Genomic DNA, 15,036 nt, shown 5'->3' with positions numbered 1-15,036 from the left:
GATGATGGAGTCTGTTAAAGCGTTGAATATGGAGCAGTTGAACAAGTTTCTCAGTAGCGGTAAGCACTCTTCAGTTATTATTGGCTTCAATCTCACCAGCGATGCGTTTTTCAACATGGCAGCCTATTGGCGCGATCGCGGTGTTACGATTGAAAAACGCGATGCCTATTTTGTCGCCACCACTGATAATTCATTAACCACTTCCTGAAACAGAGAGTTCGACAACTTAAAGCGCGAGTTTAATAAAGGCACGTAAATCGTTTATCGCCTGTTCCCGCGCTTCAGTCTGTTGCACCACAATCAGTAAATCCGCATAGCCATTTAACATCGCGCTGAGTTGACGTGCCACCTGCAGGGCGTTTGCTTCACGAAATGCACCTGCACGGATGCCATCCTCTATGATTCCCGCCATCAATGCTTGCCATTGTTGTGTCAATTGCGTGGCCAATTGCGCATACGCCGCTTCAGTTGTCGCTTTACGCCAAAGAGAACTATACAGCTGCCACACCGCATCCGGTTCCTGCGGTAAATAGCTACTGATAAACGCTTCCAGGCGTTCAGTGAAGGGCAGTTGTTCAATATCCCGGGTAAATACCTGCAAATCACGCTGTGCAAATCGGCAACAGGCTTCCAGGCACAATGTCGCCCAGTCGGGAAAATAGTGATAGATGTGGCTGCGTGACAGGCCGAGTTGTGTCGTTAACTCGCGCGTTTTCACATTCTCCAATCCCTTTTCAATAAACAGTGCGACCGCTGTGTCCAGGATCTTTTCACGCAACTCCGCTGTTGTCTCTTTCATCACCACCACCGTTGACTTTGAGCAATCGCTCAAATACAATTTTACCACTTTTGAGCAATCGCTCAAAAGCTCAATTTGAATCTAATCTTATGCAAATCATACCTGAAAACCTCGAAAACGTGGCGTCACACAGCGCCCTCAATACCCTGAAAGTGTTGGCAAAACGAAACAAGAAAAAACTACTTCTGACGCTCATGCTGGTCATCGCTGAAAATGTGGTTTATCTGCTTTATCCACTACTGGCGGGGTTCGCGATTAACGCCATCATGCACGGCCACGCACTACATGGTCTTTTCTATGCCGGTTTGGTATTGGTGATGTGGATGATTGGTGCCGCACGTCGCACCATGGATACGCGAACTTTTGCACGGATCTACGCAAGTCTTGCAGTGCCTGTGATCCTTGCGCAGCGCGAAGAGGCGCATAGCCATTCTGCCATTGCTGCCAGGGTGACACTGTCACGACAATTCGTTGATTTTTTCGAAACACATCTGCCTATGCTGATCACCTCTACCGCATCCATGTGTGGTGCAGTGGTGATGCTGTTGACCATCGAACCCTGGGCGGGCTTAGTTTGCCTGACGATTTTGGTGCTGTTCGCTAGCTTTCTGCCGCATTACACGCGCACCAACGAAGCGTTAATTGCGCGTATGAACGACCGGCTTGAACGGGAAGTGGGCTTTGTTAGCAGTGCTGGAGAACAGAAACTGCATCGGCATTATCATTTCCTGGCGCGGGTGCGCATCCGTCTGTCCGATCGTGAAGCTATGAGTTACTTATCGATTGGTGTTGCCTCAGCACTGCTGTTTGGCATCACGATTACGGTGATGGCGTTAAAAGGCGGAATGAGCGCAGGGCACATTTATTCCGTGATGACCTATTTATGGATGTTTGCCATGAGTCTTGATGATGGCCCAGCATTGCTTGAAAAGTATTCACAGCTCAAAGAGATTGGCAAACGCGTCAATACCGGATTAGCGAAATAAACTTCATCGCAGGCAGTGGAGATAACGCGCCGCTGCCTGCCTGACAATCTGCTGTGCATCCTGGGTAATTTCTCGTCCGGCAAAAGCACCATAGATTTGCGAGAAACTCACCTTATCGAGGCGGTGAACCAGTGTGCTCAGGGTAGAGGCTGAGAGCGGTAACATATTGGGATAACTCCACATAAATGAAACCGTATTGGCGCCTGGTGCCACCTGCACAATATCGCCACTCAACAATATCCCACCACGCTCTGCCCAGTGAAGTACCGATCCGCCGGCGAAATGCCCACCCAGCCGCAACAGTTTAACCTCCGGTATGATATCCAGTTCGTCGCCTTGCCAGCACTGAATATACGGGCTTTGACGCATAATCCATTGCCGATCATCCGCATGCAAATATACCGGCGCATCAAACGTCGCTGCCCAATCCTGCATCGTACTGTAATAGTGAGGATGTGAAATCGCGATAGCGTCAATACCGCCTAAAGCCTGAATCAAGGTTTCTGTTGCTGAGTCTAAGTTGGCAATACAATCCCACAGAATATTGCCATGCGCGGTTTGTAATAAAAATGCACGCTGATTGATGGCAAAAGCAGGTACGGTTTGTAAGCTGAATAATCCTGGCTGATGTTGCTGCCATTTATTTTGGTGGGTAGCGCACAAATCAGAGAGAGCCAGCCAATGCTGGCCACTCACCGGCACAAATTGGCGCTCGTCTTCGCAAATCTTACAATGCCTGATGCTTGCATCATCTTCGTAGGAGGTGCTACAAGCGGTGCAAAGTTTAATCATCTCAATACTCCATCATGCGGTTTGTATTAATTTTAGCCTGGCGTGATACGTGCTAATGTGCGGCAACCACCACAGCAGGGAAGAGATATGCGCGTCACACGTAAGCAGGAAAAGATTATTCGTCAGGCGCTGGCACAATGGCAGCAGGAAAGGGCGATCACTGATGAGGATCATCAGCGTTTAGCCGGAACCATAACGCGTGTGGTGTTCGATTGGCGCAGACTGAGCCAATATGCGTTTTGGACCGCATTAGCCTGTATCGTTATTGCCTTCGGCAGTCTCTTCTCTGACAGCGACTTACTGGCCCAAATCCTCGCATGGTTTGCCTATTCCTCAGTAGCACGTATCGGACTTCCCCTTTTCTTAGCCATCGTGTTTTTTGGTTGGGGATTCACTCGTCAACAGCAGGAAAAACAGTGGCATTACAGTACTGAAGCCATATTGTTTCTTGGCGTGCTCAGTTCCGCCATTGCACTTTGGCAAATTGGCGAAATGCTGGATAACGGCAGTGGCAATATTGCACCGCTATTTCTTGCAGGATCGTTGCTGTATGGCTTGATCGGTTATTTTGGGCGTTCAGGTTTGGTGTGGCTGTTCTTTCTGCTCTCGCTCGCTAACGCCTTCGGCGCCGAAACCGGTTATATGTCTGGCTGGGGCGCGTATTGGTTAGGCATGAATTACCCGATTCGTTTTATTTTCTTCGGTGCGGGTTTACTGCTGTTGTGCTTCTTGTTGCAACCTATGTTGATTAAACGTCATTTGTTTACCGTCAGCAAAGTCATGGGTCTGACCTGTCTGTTTATCGCTTTATGGATTATGTCGATTTTTGGCAACTATGATATTGACAATTGGTACGACACTAGTCGCCTGACTCTGCTGCCTTGGGCACTGTTGTTCGCATTGGCATCGGGAGTGTGTATCAGTATTGGATTAAAAACCGATGACAGCATGCTGCGCCGTTTTGGCATCACATTTCTGGCGATTAATTTGTATACCCGTTATTTCGAATATTTCTGGGATGGTTTACACAAGGTTGTTTTCTTCCTGGTGCTTGCAGCCTCACTCGCACTGATAGGCCGTTATGCAGAGAAAATCTGGCATCTCGGAGAGCGTGAGATGAGTGAATAATCAGATAACCAATGCTGGGGCCGCTGAAAACCATTTCAATTTGCCGATCGGAAATCTCACATCAGCAGAAGTCAGCCTCGATTATCATGACGCTCAACTGGCCTTAATTTGTACCTTTAGACAATATTGGGCAGCGGACGCTATCCATCGACCGCGCATTGCAGCTGGCCGCGTTATCATCCCTACCGACAGTGCCAGCCCATCCACCATCAAGCGCTATCAGGATTTTGCTGCCAGCCGCTATCAGCGCACACTGGAGCCACAGGGGCCGAAGCGCACTCTTTTCTCGCAGGATATTGTGGGCAGCAGTGAGGAAATTGTCGCGCAGTTAATTAACGATCCGATTCTGCGCGAAGTAGACGAGTTCCGCGTGGAGTTGCCCTATGAGCTCAGCCACGCCGAATATCAACAGATTATCAGTGACTTTATCGTGGGCGTGGCACCCGCGTTAGGCTGGAAAAGAAGAGGGCAGATCAACGCTGCTGTGGCTGCAACTGATAAATCCACGCCGTGACTTTCTCGCCTTCGAGGGTGGTGACTTCGACATCCACTCGATCATAACCGTCCTCGAACGCGTCCAGCATTGGCCAATGTGACGTGAGGTTATCAGAGAAGAACAGTGAACCTGTGACACGACCGGCGTTGTTGTCCAATACGATGCCGGGAAAATCTGCTGCAGCCCCCCAACCACGTTCGTAAAAGATGCCCTTCACTGTACCGGCCAGCCACTCACCACCGATATCTTCGAGAATATGGGCATTGGAGTGACCAGGTTGTAAGGTGCCATACACAAATAAAGGTTTCATTTTCCCTCGCAAAATCAATCAAAAGAGAAACTTTAACCTTCGAGAGTGCAAATGTCATCTCAAGGAGAATATTCAAAACCAGACCGCCAGTTATGCCATATATGATTCACTAAAAACCGCTATTCTGAAGCACCCAACACGGCCAGGTAAAAGATCAATGTTGAATTGTTCAAGCATTTCCCGCGCTGCCATCAAGGGCTATCCGCAATCCGCGCAGTTTGATGGCAAGCGTTTCACCAATGTTGCGCCACGTCAGCCCTTGAAGTTCGGTGAATATTTAAAGATGTTCTGGGATTTGGCGTTCAATAAACCGAAAGAGACCCTACCGCAGCAGCCATTACCTGTGCAGCCGATCACGGCCGAGACACTTGCTGCGGCAGCTGATAACAGTGTGTTTCGTCTGGGGCATTCATCGCTGCTGCTTAAATTGAAAGGCAAGTATTGGCTTACTGACCCGGTATTTAACTTGCGGGCGTCTCCCTTTCAGTGGCTCGGACCAAAGCGTTTTCAGGCTGCACCCATCGAGCTGAGCGATTTACCGCCTATTGAGGGCATTATTTTATCCCATGATCATTATGACCATCTGGATTACCAGACGATCATGCAGTTGAAAGATCGTGTGCGCTATTTCCTCGCACCGCTGGGCGTCGGCGATTTACTGGCAAAGTGGGGAGTGGCTGGGGAGAAGATCACCCAACTGGATTGGTGGCAATCTACGGATGTGGGCGAGGTGCATTTCGTCGCCACGCCGTCTCAGCACTTCTCTGGTCGAGGTTTGTTTGACGGCAATAAACGTTTGTGGTGTTCATGGAGCATCATCACCGATGAGTTTCGTTTATTTTTTGGCGGTGACTCCGGCTATTTTCCGGGCTTTAGAGAAATCGGCAATAAATACGGTCCATTTGATGTAGCCTGCCTTGAGAATGGGGCTTATGACATCCGGTGGGCGGATATTCATATGTTGCCAACGGATACCATCCGGGCGTTTCAGGATTTAAAGGGCAAATGGTTAATGCCCATTCATAACGCAGCCTTCGATCTGGCTTTCCATCACTGGGATGATCCCTTCAGGCAAATAGCCGCACTGGCGCGTGATCAAAAAATTAAATTGTCACTGCCAGTGATTGGGCAAGCGGTGAATATCCTGGCGCCGCAGGAAGAGGCCGTTTGGTGGTAATCTGAGCAGGCTGGCTGCTATCTGCTGGAAAATAGCAGCCATGCTCGTTCAGCATCCGAAATAAACATGATTACTCAGCGGTGAGTTCATCATAAAGATTGCGCAATCGTGTACGCAGGGAAAGCACCGCTTTGTGTTTGCGTGATAACAGTGCCTGGACACTGATGCCGCTCTCTTCAGACAGCTCGTTGTAGCTGTAACCCAGCAACTCCGTTTTTTCGAACACCTCGCGCTGAGCAGGGGGCAGTTCCGCTAAGGCTTCCTCCAGTTCTTCCCATAACAGCGCTTTGAGATACTCATCTTCCGGCGTTTCCGGCACGCCAAATAGCGTTTCAGCTAGCTCATCTTCGGGAAAATCCGCCTCCTCATCGCCGTTCAACAGATCGGCTAGCGGCAGTTCACGCTTCTTTCGCGCCCGGTCGGTCATTTCATTGCGTGCCGCACGGAATAACCAGGCCGCGACATTTTCCACCGGTTGCTCGACCTGCATGAGCTTGTAGGTCACTTCCTGCAGGATATCGTCAGCATCTTCACGTACCGAAGTGCGGCCGCGGATAAATGCGCTCAATTTTGCCCGACAGGCGTTCAACGCGGACATCAGCAGAGAATCCTGCGCCATGGCGTTTACTCTGCGTCTGGCGATTTAGCGGGAGTCTCGTCGGAGGGTGAGCGCGCATCATCGTGGCGGCCATGCCAGTCACAGCAATCGCGACGTCCACGGTGCGAACGTTCACGGCGATGTTGCATAAACTCTTCGCGCTGCTCTGGGGTCATCTGCATCCAGCGTTCGTGCATACGACGACGCGCCATACCGAACATGCCGGGGCGGAAACCTAAGCCACCAAACAGAATGCGGCACAATATCAGCAGCCCAAGCGCCTGCCAGAACCCAATCGCCTTCACGCCGATGATGGCAGGCAGCACGGCATTCCACAGCGACATCACCAGCAGCCCAAGTGCCGCGATAATCACCACGCCGAGCAACAGCGGTTTCATCATGCGATGACCACCAAAAGAGTGACCACGGTGATGTTGTCTGCGCATATCAAAATCTCTCATTGTTGTTATTCCTCATTACAGTAGCCGATATTGGCCCGTACTGAGGTAGACGAATGAGCGATGTGAATATTGCCAAAAAAGTGAAAATATTTTCCGAGCTTATAAATTTAGCGGTGATTCGGTGCCGCTCTACAGATCCGATTCACCGCTGTTCTCGAAGCGTTTTCTCCTGCGATGAAACGGAGCCATCCAGCGATGGCTGCTGCCCATCGTGTCAGGGTTAAACCATCAACTGACGTATAAACGTTAAATCAGATTGCTGCGCTAATTCCTTTAGGCGCTGATAAAGCGATTCTGCCTGGGGTAGCGCTGCACAACAATCTAAGAATTTTGCCTGCCGATCGTCGTTGCTGAAAGGTTCGTCTAGTGCACCTCGCGCCCGCAATCTGGCGTGGACAATTTCCTGACCATCCCTGAAACGCAAGGTGAGGATATGCGGCAGGTTTCTGTTTTCAGCCTCCTGTTCCGCTGTCCATGGCGCGAGGGTAATCATCGCCAACTGTAGTGCATCCGCCTGTTGTTTTACCCTGGCGGCGGTAAAGTCCTGCACGCTCAACGTGCCATTCCTGAGCATCATGGCAACGCAATATTGCATCGAGAAGCGCGCTTGCATTTCATCCTGCGGCTGGTGGTAGGCAAGATTGCGCCAGTTCGCGATCCCCACCTGGCAGTGTACGCTTTCGATGTCGTCAATCTTCAACGCCCGCTTTTGCTGGATATCGGCAATCGCATCGAGAATGCGGTGGGTTGAGCCGCAGCACGGATATTTTTTCGGCATCACACCGATTTGCTCAATGACATGCTGCTCAGCGCCGGGCAGCGAAGGTTGGCTTAACTGACCGGCATAAAGTTCCGCAAAACCCTGAGCACACTCAATGATGTCGAGACGACCTTGCATACCGGTTTGCGCCAGCGTAGCGGCTTCAACGGCATTGCGCGCCGCCATCCCGGCATGAAAAGGTTTCAGTGGCGTACCAAACTGGCCTTTTACGCCACTGGCCAGACTCACTGCGATACTCAGCGTACGGGCAATCCCTGCTGCATCCAGGCCGAGCAGGGCAGCAACGCCGGCTGCGCTGCCAATGCAGCCAACGGTGGAAGTGCCATGCCAGCCGGCAGTGTAATGCTGGTAGCCGATAGCCTCGCCAACAAAGGCTTGTGCCTGCAGACCAATTAAATAAGCGCGTATCAAAGAAGTGCCGTCGCTGTTTTGCGCCACGGCCAGCAGTGCCGGCACCAGAACGGCCGAGGCGTGACTCATGCCCGGTGCAAAGTTGTCGTCAAAGTCGATAGCGTGAGCGGCCGTAGCGTTGAACAGCGCCTCAAGCGCCTGACTGCGGGGCAACTGTGGCCATGCCTGCTGTACCGCCTGGGTAGAAAAGTCGCTACGGCCAGCCACCATGCAACCCAACGTATCGGTGATGGCGTCAATCGCCAGTTCACGAGCACGAAGAGAAAAGGGCGGTGGATTGGCACACCACTGTGCCAGAGATTCAATGAGCGTCATGATGATGTCTCCCTATCCAATGCGGTAAATAGCGTGCGTAACATGGCAAAGCCTCATGGTTTTAAGTTGAGCACAGGTTCACGCCTCACTCGCCGCCAGAAACTCGCGGGTATAGATTTCCCGTGCTCCACCCTGACGCACGCTGTCCGCACTGAGTTCTTCCAGCAACTTGCCGTGATGCATGATGCCGATGCGGCGGCACAGGTGGGTCACGACCGCCAAATCATGCGTCACCATTAAATAAGTGAGGCTGCGCTGCCGTTGCATGCTGCTGAGTAAATTGAGGATTTCCGCCTGGACTGAAACGTCCAGTGCTGAGGTCGGTTCATCCAGTAACAGCACGGAAGGTTCCAGAATGAGGGCCCGCGCGATGGCCACACGCTGACGTTGACCACCAGAAAGTTGATGGGGATAACGATAACGGAAGGCATCGGACAGTCCGACCGCGTGCAGCACATCGCTGATGCGTGCTTCATGGTGATCCATGGCATGCAGCTTCAGCGGTTCACGCAGACTGGCCCACACCATTTTTCGCGGATGGAGCGAGGCGTAAGGGTCCTGAAACACCATTTGCACCTGGCGATAAAAGGCTTTATCTCGCTGCGGTTGCTGTTCACGATTATTGAACAGGATATGGCCCTGATAATCGTGATTCAGACCAGCCAGCGCGCGCAAAATAGTGGATTTTCCACACCCCGATTCACCAATCAGGCCATAACACTCTCCTTGTGCCAGCGTCAGGCTTACGTTATCAACCACCTGCCGCCGATGCGCTCCCTGACCGAATGCAATACTGACATCCACCATTTCGATGCTGCGTTGTGCGGTTGGAATGGGATTCATAATGCGACTCCATCACGAAAACAGGGGCCGGTGAGCCAACTGGCATCTCGGGTCGGCACACGCAGCGTATTAAGGGGATGATGCAGACGTGGCTGACTGGCAAGTAATGCTTGCGTGTAAGGATGCTGTGCCTGTTCCAGACGATCGGCACGAATCTCTTCGACGATGCGCCCGGCGTACATCACCAGTACGCGATCGCAGAAACGAGAGACCAGATTAAGGTCGTGACTGATAAACAGCAGGCCGGTCTGACGGCGTGCCAGCTGTTCATTGAGGATGCTCAGCACCTGCTGGCGCACCGTCACGTCCAGTGCGGAGGTCGGTTCGTCGGCAATGATCAAATCCGGCTCAGGGATTAGCATCATAGCGATCATCACGCGCTGGCCCATACCGCCAGAAATCTCATGCGGATAGAGTCGCGCGACTTTCGCCACTTCGCGAATATGCACCGATTCCAGCATCGCTGATGCGCGCACATGGGCTTCATTTTTGCTGACCCGGCGATGCAGTCTGAAGGCTTCTGCCACCTGATCGCCAATGCGCATCAGCGGATTAAGCGAGAAGCGGGGATCCTGCAGGATCATCGAAATACGATTTCCGCGAATCTGGCGCATTTGCTTTTCACTGCTGTTGAGCAGATCGATATCACCGAACTGCATCTGATCGGCGGTCACGTGACCGATTTTGGGCGTCAGCTGTAGTAACGCACGGCAGGTCTGTGATTTTCCCGAACCGGATTCACCGACAATCGCGACTTTCTCACGTCCGACATGGAAAGAGACGTCACGTACCGCGCGGTGCTCCCCGTGCGCGCTGCGAAACACGATATTAAGGTTTTTCACCTGTAGCAGATTATTCATGGCGGATATCCATTACGTCGCGCAGGCCATCACCCAGCAGGTTAAAGGCGAGACTGGTGAACAATATTGCTAATCCAGGGATGGCAGCGATCCAGCCATTGTTCAGCATGAACTCGCGGCCGGAAGCCAGCATTGCGCCCCATTCCGGACTGGGAGCTTGCGCGCCAAGACCCAGGAAACCCAGCCCAGCGGCGGTAAGGATAATCGCCGCCATGTTAAGGGTGACGCGCACTACGACAGAAGGCAGGCACATGGGGATGATATGTCGCACGATGATGTGCCAGGCGGATGCCCCTTGTAAGCGCACCGCTGCGATGTAATCCATCTTACGGATTGCCAGAGTTTCAGCGCGTGCAAGGCGGGCAATCGGCGGCCAGGCGGAGAGAGAAATCGCGATGATCGCATTCTCGATGCCTGGCCCCAATGCCGCGACAAACGCCAGCGCCAGAATCAAACTGGGGAAGGCCAGGAAGATGTCCACCAGACGCATGAGCACCGTATCGACCCAACCGCCGAGATAACCCGCGCTGGTCCCGACCAGTAAGCCAATGGGTGTGATAATCAACGCGGTTAAGCCCGCGATATACAGCGTGATTCGCGCGCCATACAGCAGACGGCTGTAAATATCTCGACCCAATTCGTCGGTGCCCAGCCAGTGCTCAGCAGAAAAGGGTTGCAGGCGGAAGGCGAGGTTTTGGGCATAGATATCGTGAGTGGCTAACCAGGGCGCGAACACCGCCGCGCCAGTAATCATCAACAGTACCAGCAGACCAAAGAGCGCCGAGTGGTTAGCGCAGAAGCGTCGCCACTGAATCCATAACAGCTGCATGTGCGCCTGAAACGGTGACTGTGGCGCAGGATCGCTCAGCCAGGCGCGTAAGTTACGCGAAGGATTAGCGCGCATCGATTTGTTGACGGAATCGGTCATGCTTCCTCCTGACGCGTACGCGGATCGAAAAGACGATAAAGCAGATCGCATAGCAGATTGATTGCGACAAAAATGGCGCCGATCAGTAATGTGCAGCCGACGACCGCATTCATATCGCCCGCCAGCAGTGCGTTGGTCAGGTAGCGACCAAAGCCGGGCCAGGCAAATACGGTTTCGGTGAGTACTGCGCCTTCCAGCAGCCAGGCCCAGGAAAGGGCCACCACCGTCAGCGTGGGCACGGCGATATTACGGAATGCATGCACCCAAACACATCGCGCCCACGACAAACCTTTCACGCGCGCGGTAATGATGTACTCGTGCGACAGTTGTTCCAGCATGAAGCTACGCGTCATACGGCTGATGTAAGCCAACGCGCTTAAGCCAAGAATCGATGCGGGCAAAATGATGTGACCAAACACGTTGCGGAACATTTCCCAGTTTCCGCTCAGCGCGCTGTCGATCAGCCAGAATCCCGTCACCGGATGTAAATCGAACTCGTAGATAAAATCGATGCGACCTGGTCCGCCAATCCAGCCGAGCGTGGCGTAAAACAGCAGCAATCCCATCAGCCCAAGCCAGAAGTGCGGGGTGGAATAGCTGAGTAGCCCCACGAAGCGGATCAGATGATCGAACCAGGTGTTGCGGTACATTGCCGCCAGCACGCCAGCGGGAATACCGAAACCAACGCCAATAATGGCCGCTACGGTTGCCAGTTCCAGCGTAGCAGGGAAGACGCGCGCGATATCCTGCGCCACCGAATGGCTGGTGGTCAGAGCGATACCAAAATCGAGGTGCAGCAGTTGCCAGACGTAGTCGGCAAATTGGTGCCACAACGGTTGATCCAGCCCCAACTGATGAAACATCTTGTCGTAGGCTTCCTGACTGGCGTTATCCCCGATGATCGCGACCACTGGGTCGATAGGCAGTAAGCGACCAATAAAGAAGGTCAGGGCAGCCAACCCCAGTAGCGTGCAAACAATCGAGATGAGCCCACGAGCAAGGCATCTTATCAGACGCAAGCCAGCGGAAGGGGTATTGTGTGCAACGGGCATCATGACCTGTGACATCTGCCACCTCCGTTATTTACTTGCGGCACCGTACCAAACGCGAAAACCGTTCCAGGTCCAGTTTTTCACCGTTGGGCTTATTCCCGCGGTGTTGTACATCTGGAACATGATCGCCATAGGCCCTTTTTGCATCTGCTCTTTCTGCAGATCGCCATACAGTGCAGCGCGTTTGGTGTCATCCGGTTCTAACAGCGCGGTTTCCACTTTCTGATTCATCTGCGGATCGTAATAAGCGGCACGCCAGCTTGGATATTGCGTGGCACGCGCTTCTTTACGATTGTCAGGGTTATAAACCAGACGCGAGGCATTACCGTAGGCATCGGGCACAGAGGTTTGCCACGCCATCATTGCACTCTGGAATTCACGGCCGCGTACCCGGCTGAACAACTGGGCGTTTGCCATACGTTCAAGATTGAGCGTTACGCCGATTTTCGCGGCATTCTGCTGCACGCTTTGCGCAATCGGCGCCGAATGAGGCAGGGTGCCAAAAAAGACCGCGGTGCTAAAACCATTGGGATAACCGGCTTCCGTCAGCAACTGTTTGGCTTTATCCAGGTCGAGGTGGAAAGGCTGACCTTGTTTGGCATCCAGCGCACCAAACGCCCCTTGTTGAACGAAACTGGCGCGCGGCACGCCGAGATAAGGCATCACGCTCTTCGCTAACCCGTCGTAATCGATCAGGTATCGCATGGCGAGACGGACTTTTTCGTTTTTAAAAATGGGGTCTTCATTATTGAAGGTCCAGAAAAACAGCTGTGGCTTCAGGACTTTTTCCACTTTCACTTTGCCGCCCTGATCCAGCGTTTTCAGATCGTCAGCTGAGAGATCGCGAGCGATATCCACATCGCCCTGCGTCACCAGCAGACGCTGAGTACCGGTTTCAGCCACATGACGAATCAGAATGCGCTTCAGTACCGGCGCTTTTCCCCAGTAGTTCGGGGTGGCCTGTAGCACCACACCTTCACCGGCATTCCAGCGCACCAGTTGATAAGGCCCAACACAGGCGGTATGAGTGGAAAGGTATTTGTGTCCCAGATCGCCATCCACTGCCTGTTTTTCGACTTCTTTGCGGTTAAGCAGGGAAGAGACGTTATTGGCGGCAATCGCCTGGAGCACCAGATTGGTGGGGTAAGCTTTATCGAAACGCATCACCAGCGTTTTGTCATCAGGCGCGCTAATGCGTGAGTCGACATTGTCTTTATCAAAGCCATATTCCTTGATAGCAGCCGCGTTGCCGTAACCCAATTTCACTACGCGCTGCATCGACCACGCCAGGTCGCTGGCCGTTGCGGCTGAGCCATCCGCAAATTTCAGGTTGTCCTGTAAATGAAAGGTGATGGTCTTGCGATCGGCAGAGACATCCCAACTTTTGGCCAATGCAGGATCGAGTTGCGTTTCATCACTGACACGAAAATCAACCAGCGTGTCACAGGTGTTTGAATAGATTTCACTGGTGACCACTTCACCAATCTGCGCCGGATCCCAGGTGCTGATGGCATCAATGTTCCACGCCATCACTAAAGAATCGGCGGGCGTTGCGGCCTGGGCTGAAGCGCAGCAGGTCGCTGCCAGCGTCAATGCGGCAGTTAACATCTTGTTTTTCATCTATCTCTCCTGAGGCGTTATAGAGTATCCGGGCGCGGCTGAATCGGTGGTTTCACCTCAGCTGGAATAGGGCAGTGATAGGGTTTTTCACTGACCTGCTCGAAATGGGCTTTCTTCATCTGCGCCATCAGTATTTTGTCAGTCAGCACGTCGACCGCCGTCGCGGCCATGACTTTAGCGACATGGCCCAAGGCTTTGTGTGCGGCTGGCATTTTGCCTTGCGCGGTCAGTTGCCATGAGTGGCCAGGGGTTCCGATGGCCATGGTGGGTACGTGCGCCTGCACGGTCGGGATCACCCAACTGACATCACCGACATCGGTGGAGCCAATCATGACCTCTCCGTGGGTATCGAGCGGAATGATGTAATCGCTAAGGGGTTTAGGATCGACGGGTTTCACACCGGTTTTGCGGTAGCAGTTATCAATTTCTTCCGCTGTTAGCGTGGCCTGAATTTCAGCTGCAAAGGCGAGGTCGGCTTGATCAAATGGCACCGGACCCAGCGCTTCCAGATTCCGCTGCATCGCTTCTTCTAACGGACGATTGCCAAGCAGGTTGGATACCGCGCTCATGATGCTGATATCCACTTCGGTATCGGTCATGATGGCGGCACCCTGTGCCACGCGCTTGACCCGCTCATTCAGTTCAAACATCGCGTGGACATCGCGCGAGCGAATGGCGTAGCGCACGGTAGATTTTGCCTGTACCACATTGGGGGCCACACCACCGGCATCAAGGAAGGCGTAATGGATGCGGGAATCTTGCGGCACGTGTTCGCGCAGGAACTGTACGCCAACGTTCATCAATTCGGCGGCATCCAGCGCACTGCGCCCAAGATGTGGAGAAGCCGCAGCGTGGGATGAGCGGCCACGGAAAGCGAAATCCATACGGGTATTAGCAAGAGAAAGAGGTTTTGCCACTTCATGATGCGCGCTTGGATGCCAGGTGATGGCGACATCGACGCCATCGAATGCGCCAGCACGCGCCATAAAGGATTTGGCTGCACCGCCTTCTTCTGCCGGACAGCCATAATAGCGAACGCGGCCCGGTGTGCCGGTCTCTTCAAGCCAGGATTTCAACGCAGTAGCCGCCAGCATGGCAGCCGATCCCAGCAAGTTATGCCCGCAGCCGTGACCATGACCGTTACCCGGCAGCGGAGAATAACGTGCTACGCCCGCTTCCTGACTCAATCCTGGCAAGGCATCATATTCTCCGAGGAAAGCGATGATGGGACCGCCTTCACCGGCTTCACCCATCACCGCAGTGGGGATGTCGGCCACGTTTTCTGTGACGCGGAATCCTTGCTGTTTTAGCATCGCGGTGTGTTCAGCCACCGAACGATACTCGGTATAGCAAATTTCCGGCATGCCCCAGACACGATCGCTCAGTTCACAAAATACCCCTTGATATTCTTCTACCCACTTCCAGACTAACGCTTTGTTTTCCATGATAGTCCCCAGCTTGGTTGGTCAGGTTTTCGTC

17 protein-coding genes are annotated in these 15,036 nt (G+C 53.0%); 5 read left to right on the top strand and 12 right to left on the bottom strand.

The genetic code is table 11. The features are described from left to right. Position 1 precedes the first annotated feature (1 nt). Positions 2 to 208 (top strand): hypothetical protein, encoded by a 207-nt coding sequence (locus tag IAE30_RS04535; RefSeq protein ID WP_156149360.1) that lies wholly within the window; start codon positions 2 to 4, stop codon positions 206 to 208. 18 nt (positions 209 to 226) lie between these two features. Here IAE30_RS04535 and IAE30_RS04530 read toward each other — a convergent pair whose 3' ends face one another. After that, positions 227 to 799 (bottom strand): TetR/AcrR family transcriptional regulator, encoded by a 573-nt coding sequence (locus IAE30_RS04530; RefSeq protein ID WP_200538496.1) that lies wholly within the window; start codon positions 797 to 799, stop codon positions 227 to 229. Between the two features lie 89 nt (positions 800 to 888). Here IAE30_RS04530 and IAE30_RS04525 point away from each other — a divergent pair, with 89 nt between their 5' ends. Next, positions 889 to 1,785, top strand: coding sequence for an ABC transporter six-transmembrane domain-containing protein (locus IAE30_RS04525; RefSeq protein ID WP_045815553.1), 897 nt, complete (start codon positions 889 to 891; stop codon positions 1,783 to 1,785). A gap of 3 nt (positions 1,786 to 1,788) precedes the next feature. Here the strand turns inward: IAE30_RS04525 and IAE30_RS04520 are convergent, their stop codons facing one another. Next, positions 1,789 to 2,577, bottom strand: coding sequence for an MBL fold metallo-hydrolase (locus IAE30_RS04520; protein ID WP_200677854.1), 789 nt, complete (start codon positions 2,575 to 2,577; stop codon positions 1,789 to 1,791). Positions 2,578 to 2,664: 87 nt separating this feature from the next. Between IAE30_RS04520 and IAE30_RS04515 the strand changes: the two genes are divergently transcribed. Continuing rightward, entirely contained in the window at positions 2,665 to 3,705 is a 1,041-nt protein-coding gene (locus IAE30_RS04515) for a DUF2157 domain-containing protein (protein ID WP_200677856.1), read from the top strand. Then, positions 3,698 to 4,219, top strand: a complete 522-nt coding sequence (locus IAE30_RS04510) for a hypothetical protein (protein ID WP_200538499.1) — start codon at positions 3,698 to 3,700, stop codon at positions 4,217 to 4,219. Before IAE30_RS04515 ends, IAE30_RS04510 begins: the two co-directional genes overlap by 8 nt. Here the strand turns inward: IAE30_RS04510 and IAE30_RS04505 are convergent. After that, positions 4,179 to 4,511 carry a gamma-glutamylcyclotransferase family protein gene (locus tag IAE30_RS04505; protein ID WP_045832561.1) on the bottom strand — a complete coding sequence of 111 codons (333 nt, stop codon included), beginning with the start codon at positions 4,509 to 4,511 and terminating at the stop codon, positions 4,179 to 4,181. The genes IAE30_RS04510 and IAE30_RS04505 overlap by 41 nt on opposite strands. Between IAE30_RS04505 and IAE30_RS04500 the strand changes: the two genes are divergently transcribed. Next, positions 4,486 to 5,688: an MBL fold metallo-hydrolase gene (locus IAE30_RS04500; RefSeq protein WP_370585435.1), complete on the top strand. Its 1,203-nt coding sequence runs from the start codon at positions 4,486 to 4,488 to the stop codon at positions 5,686 to 5,688. The genes IAE30_RS04505 and IAE30_RS04500 overlap by 26 nt on opposite strands. 70 nt (positions 5,689 to 5,758) lie before the next feature. Here IAE30_RS04500 and IAE30_RS04495 read toward each other — a convergent pair whose 3' ends face one another. The 9 genes from IAE30_RS04495 to IAE30_RS04455 all read right to left on the bottom strand — a co-directional run bounded on the left by IAE30_RS04495 (position 5,759) and on the right by IAE30_RS04455 (position 15,002). Continuing rightward, a complete protein-coding gene (locus IAE30_RS04495; protein WP_045832528.1) occupies positions 5,759 to 6,307 on the bottom strand; it encodes an RNA polymerase sigma factor in 549 nt (182 codons plus the stop codon). Positions 6,308 to 6,312: 5 nt separating this feature from the next. After that, positions 6,313 to 6,747, bottom strand: coding sequence for a hypothetical protein (locus IAE30_RS04490; protein WP_200538500.1), 435 nt, complete (start codon positions 6,745 to 6,747; stop codon positions 6,313 to 6,315). 220 nt (positions 6,748 to 6,967) lie between these two features. Further along, positions 6,968 to 8,254 carry an MmgE/PrpD family protein gene (locus tag IAE30_RS04485; protein ID WP_200538501.1) on the bottom strand — a complete coding sequence of 429 codons (1,287 nt, stop codon included), beginning with the start codon at positions 8,252 to 8,254 and terminating at the stop codon, positions 6,968 to 6,970. 78 nt (positions 8,255 to 8,332) lie between these two features. Then, positions 8,333 to 9,097, bottom strand: coding sequence for an ABC transporter ATP-binding protein (locus IAE30_RS04480; RefSeq protein ID WP_045815545.1), 765 nt, complete (start codon positions 9,095 to 9,097; stop codon positions 8,333 to 8,335). Continuing rightward, positions 9,094 to 9,957 (bottom strand): ABC transporter ATP-binding protein, encoded by an 864-nt coding sequence (locus tag IAE30_RS04475; protein WP_200538502.1) that lies wholly within the window; start codon positions 9,955 to 9,957, stop codon positions 9,094 to 9,096. Before IAE30_RS04475 ends, IAE30_RS04480 begins: the two co-directional genes overlap by 4 nt. Continuing rightward, positions 9,950 to 10,885, bottom strand: coding sequence for an ABC transporter permease (locus IAE30_RS04470; protein WP_200538503.1), 936 nt, complete (start codon positions 10,883 to 10,885; stop codon positions 9,950 to 9,952). Before IAE30_RS04470 ends, IAE30_RS04475 begins: the two co-directional genes overlap by 8 nt. After that, a complete protein-coding gene (locus IAE30_RS04465; RefSeq protein WP_200538504.1) occupies positions 10,882 to 11,952 on the bottom strand; it encodes an ABC transporter permease in 1,071 nt (356 codons plus the stop codon). Before IAE30_RS04465 ends, IAE30_RS04470 begins: the two co-directional genes overlap by 4 nt. 12 nt (positions 11,953 to 11,964) lie before the next feature. Then, on the bottom strand, positions 11,965 to 13,557 hold the full coding sequence (locus IAE30_RS04460; protein WP_200538505.1) for an ABC transporter substrate-binding protein: 1,593 nt from the start codon (positions 13,555 to 13,557) through the stop codon (positions 11,965 to 11,967). 17 nt (positions 13,558 to 13,574) lie between these two features. Continuing rightward, complete coding sequence (locus IAE30_RS04455; RefSeq protein ID WP_200677858.1) at positions 13,575 to 15,002, bottom strand: M20 family metallopeptidase; 1,428 nt, start codon at positions 15,000 to 15,002, stop codon at positions 13,575 to 13,577. Positions 15,003 to 15,036 lie beyond the last annotated feature (34 nt).

The sequence above is a fragment of the Pantoea sp. S61 genome (genome assembly GCF_016625145.1).
Taxonomy (GTDB): Bacteria; Pseudomonadota; Gammaproteobacteria; order Enterobacterales; family Enterobacteriaceae; genus Pantoea; species Pantoea rwandensis_B.
The sequence above is the reverse complement of the archived record's forward strand: the minus strand, read 5'-3'. Positions and strand labels throughout refer to the sequence as shown.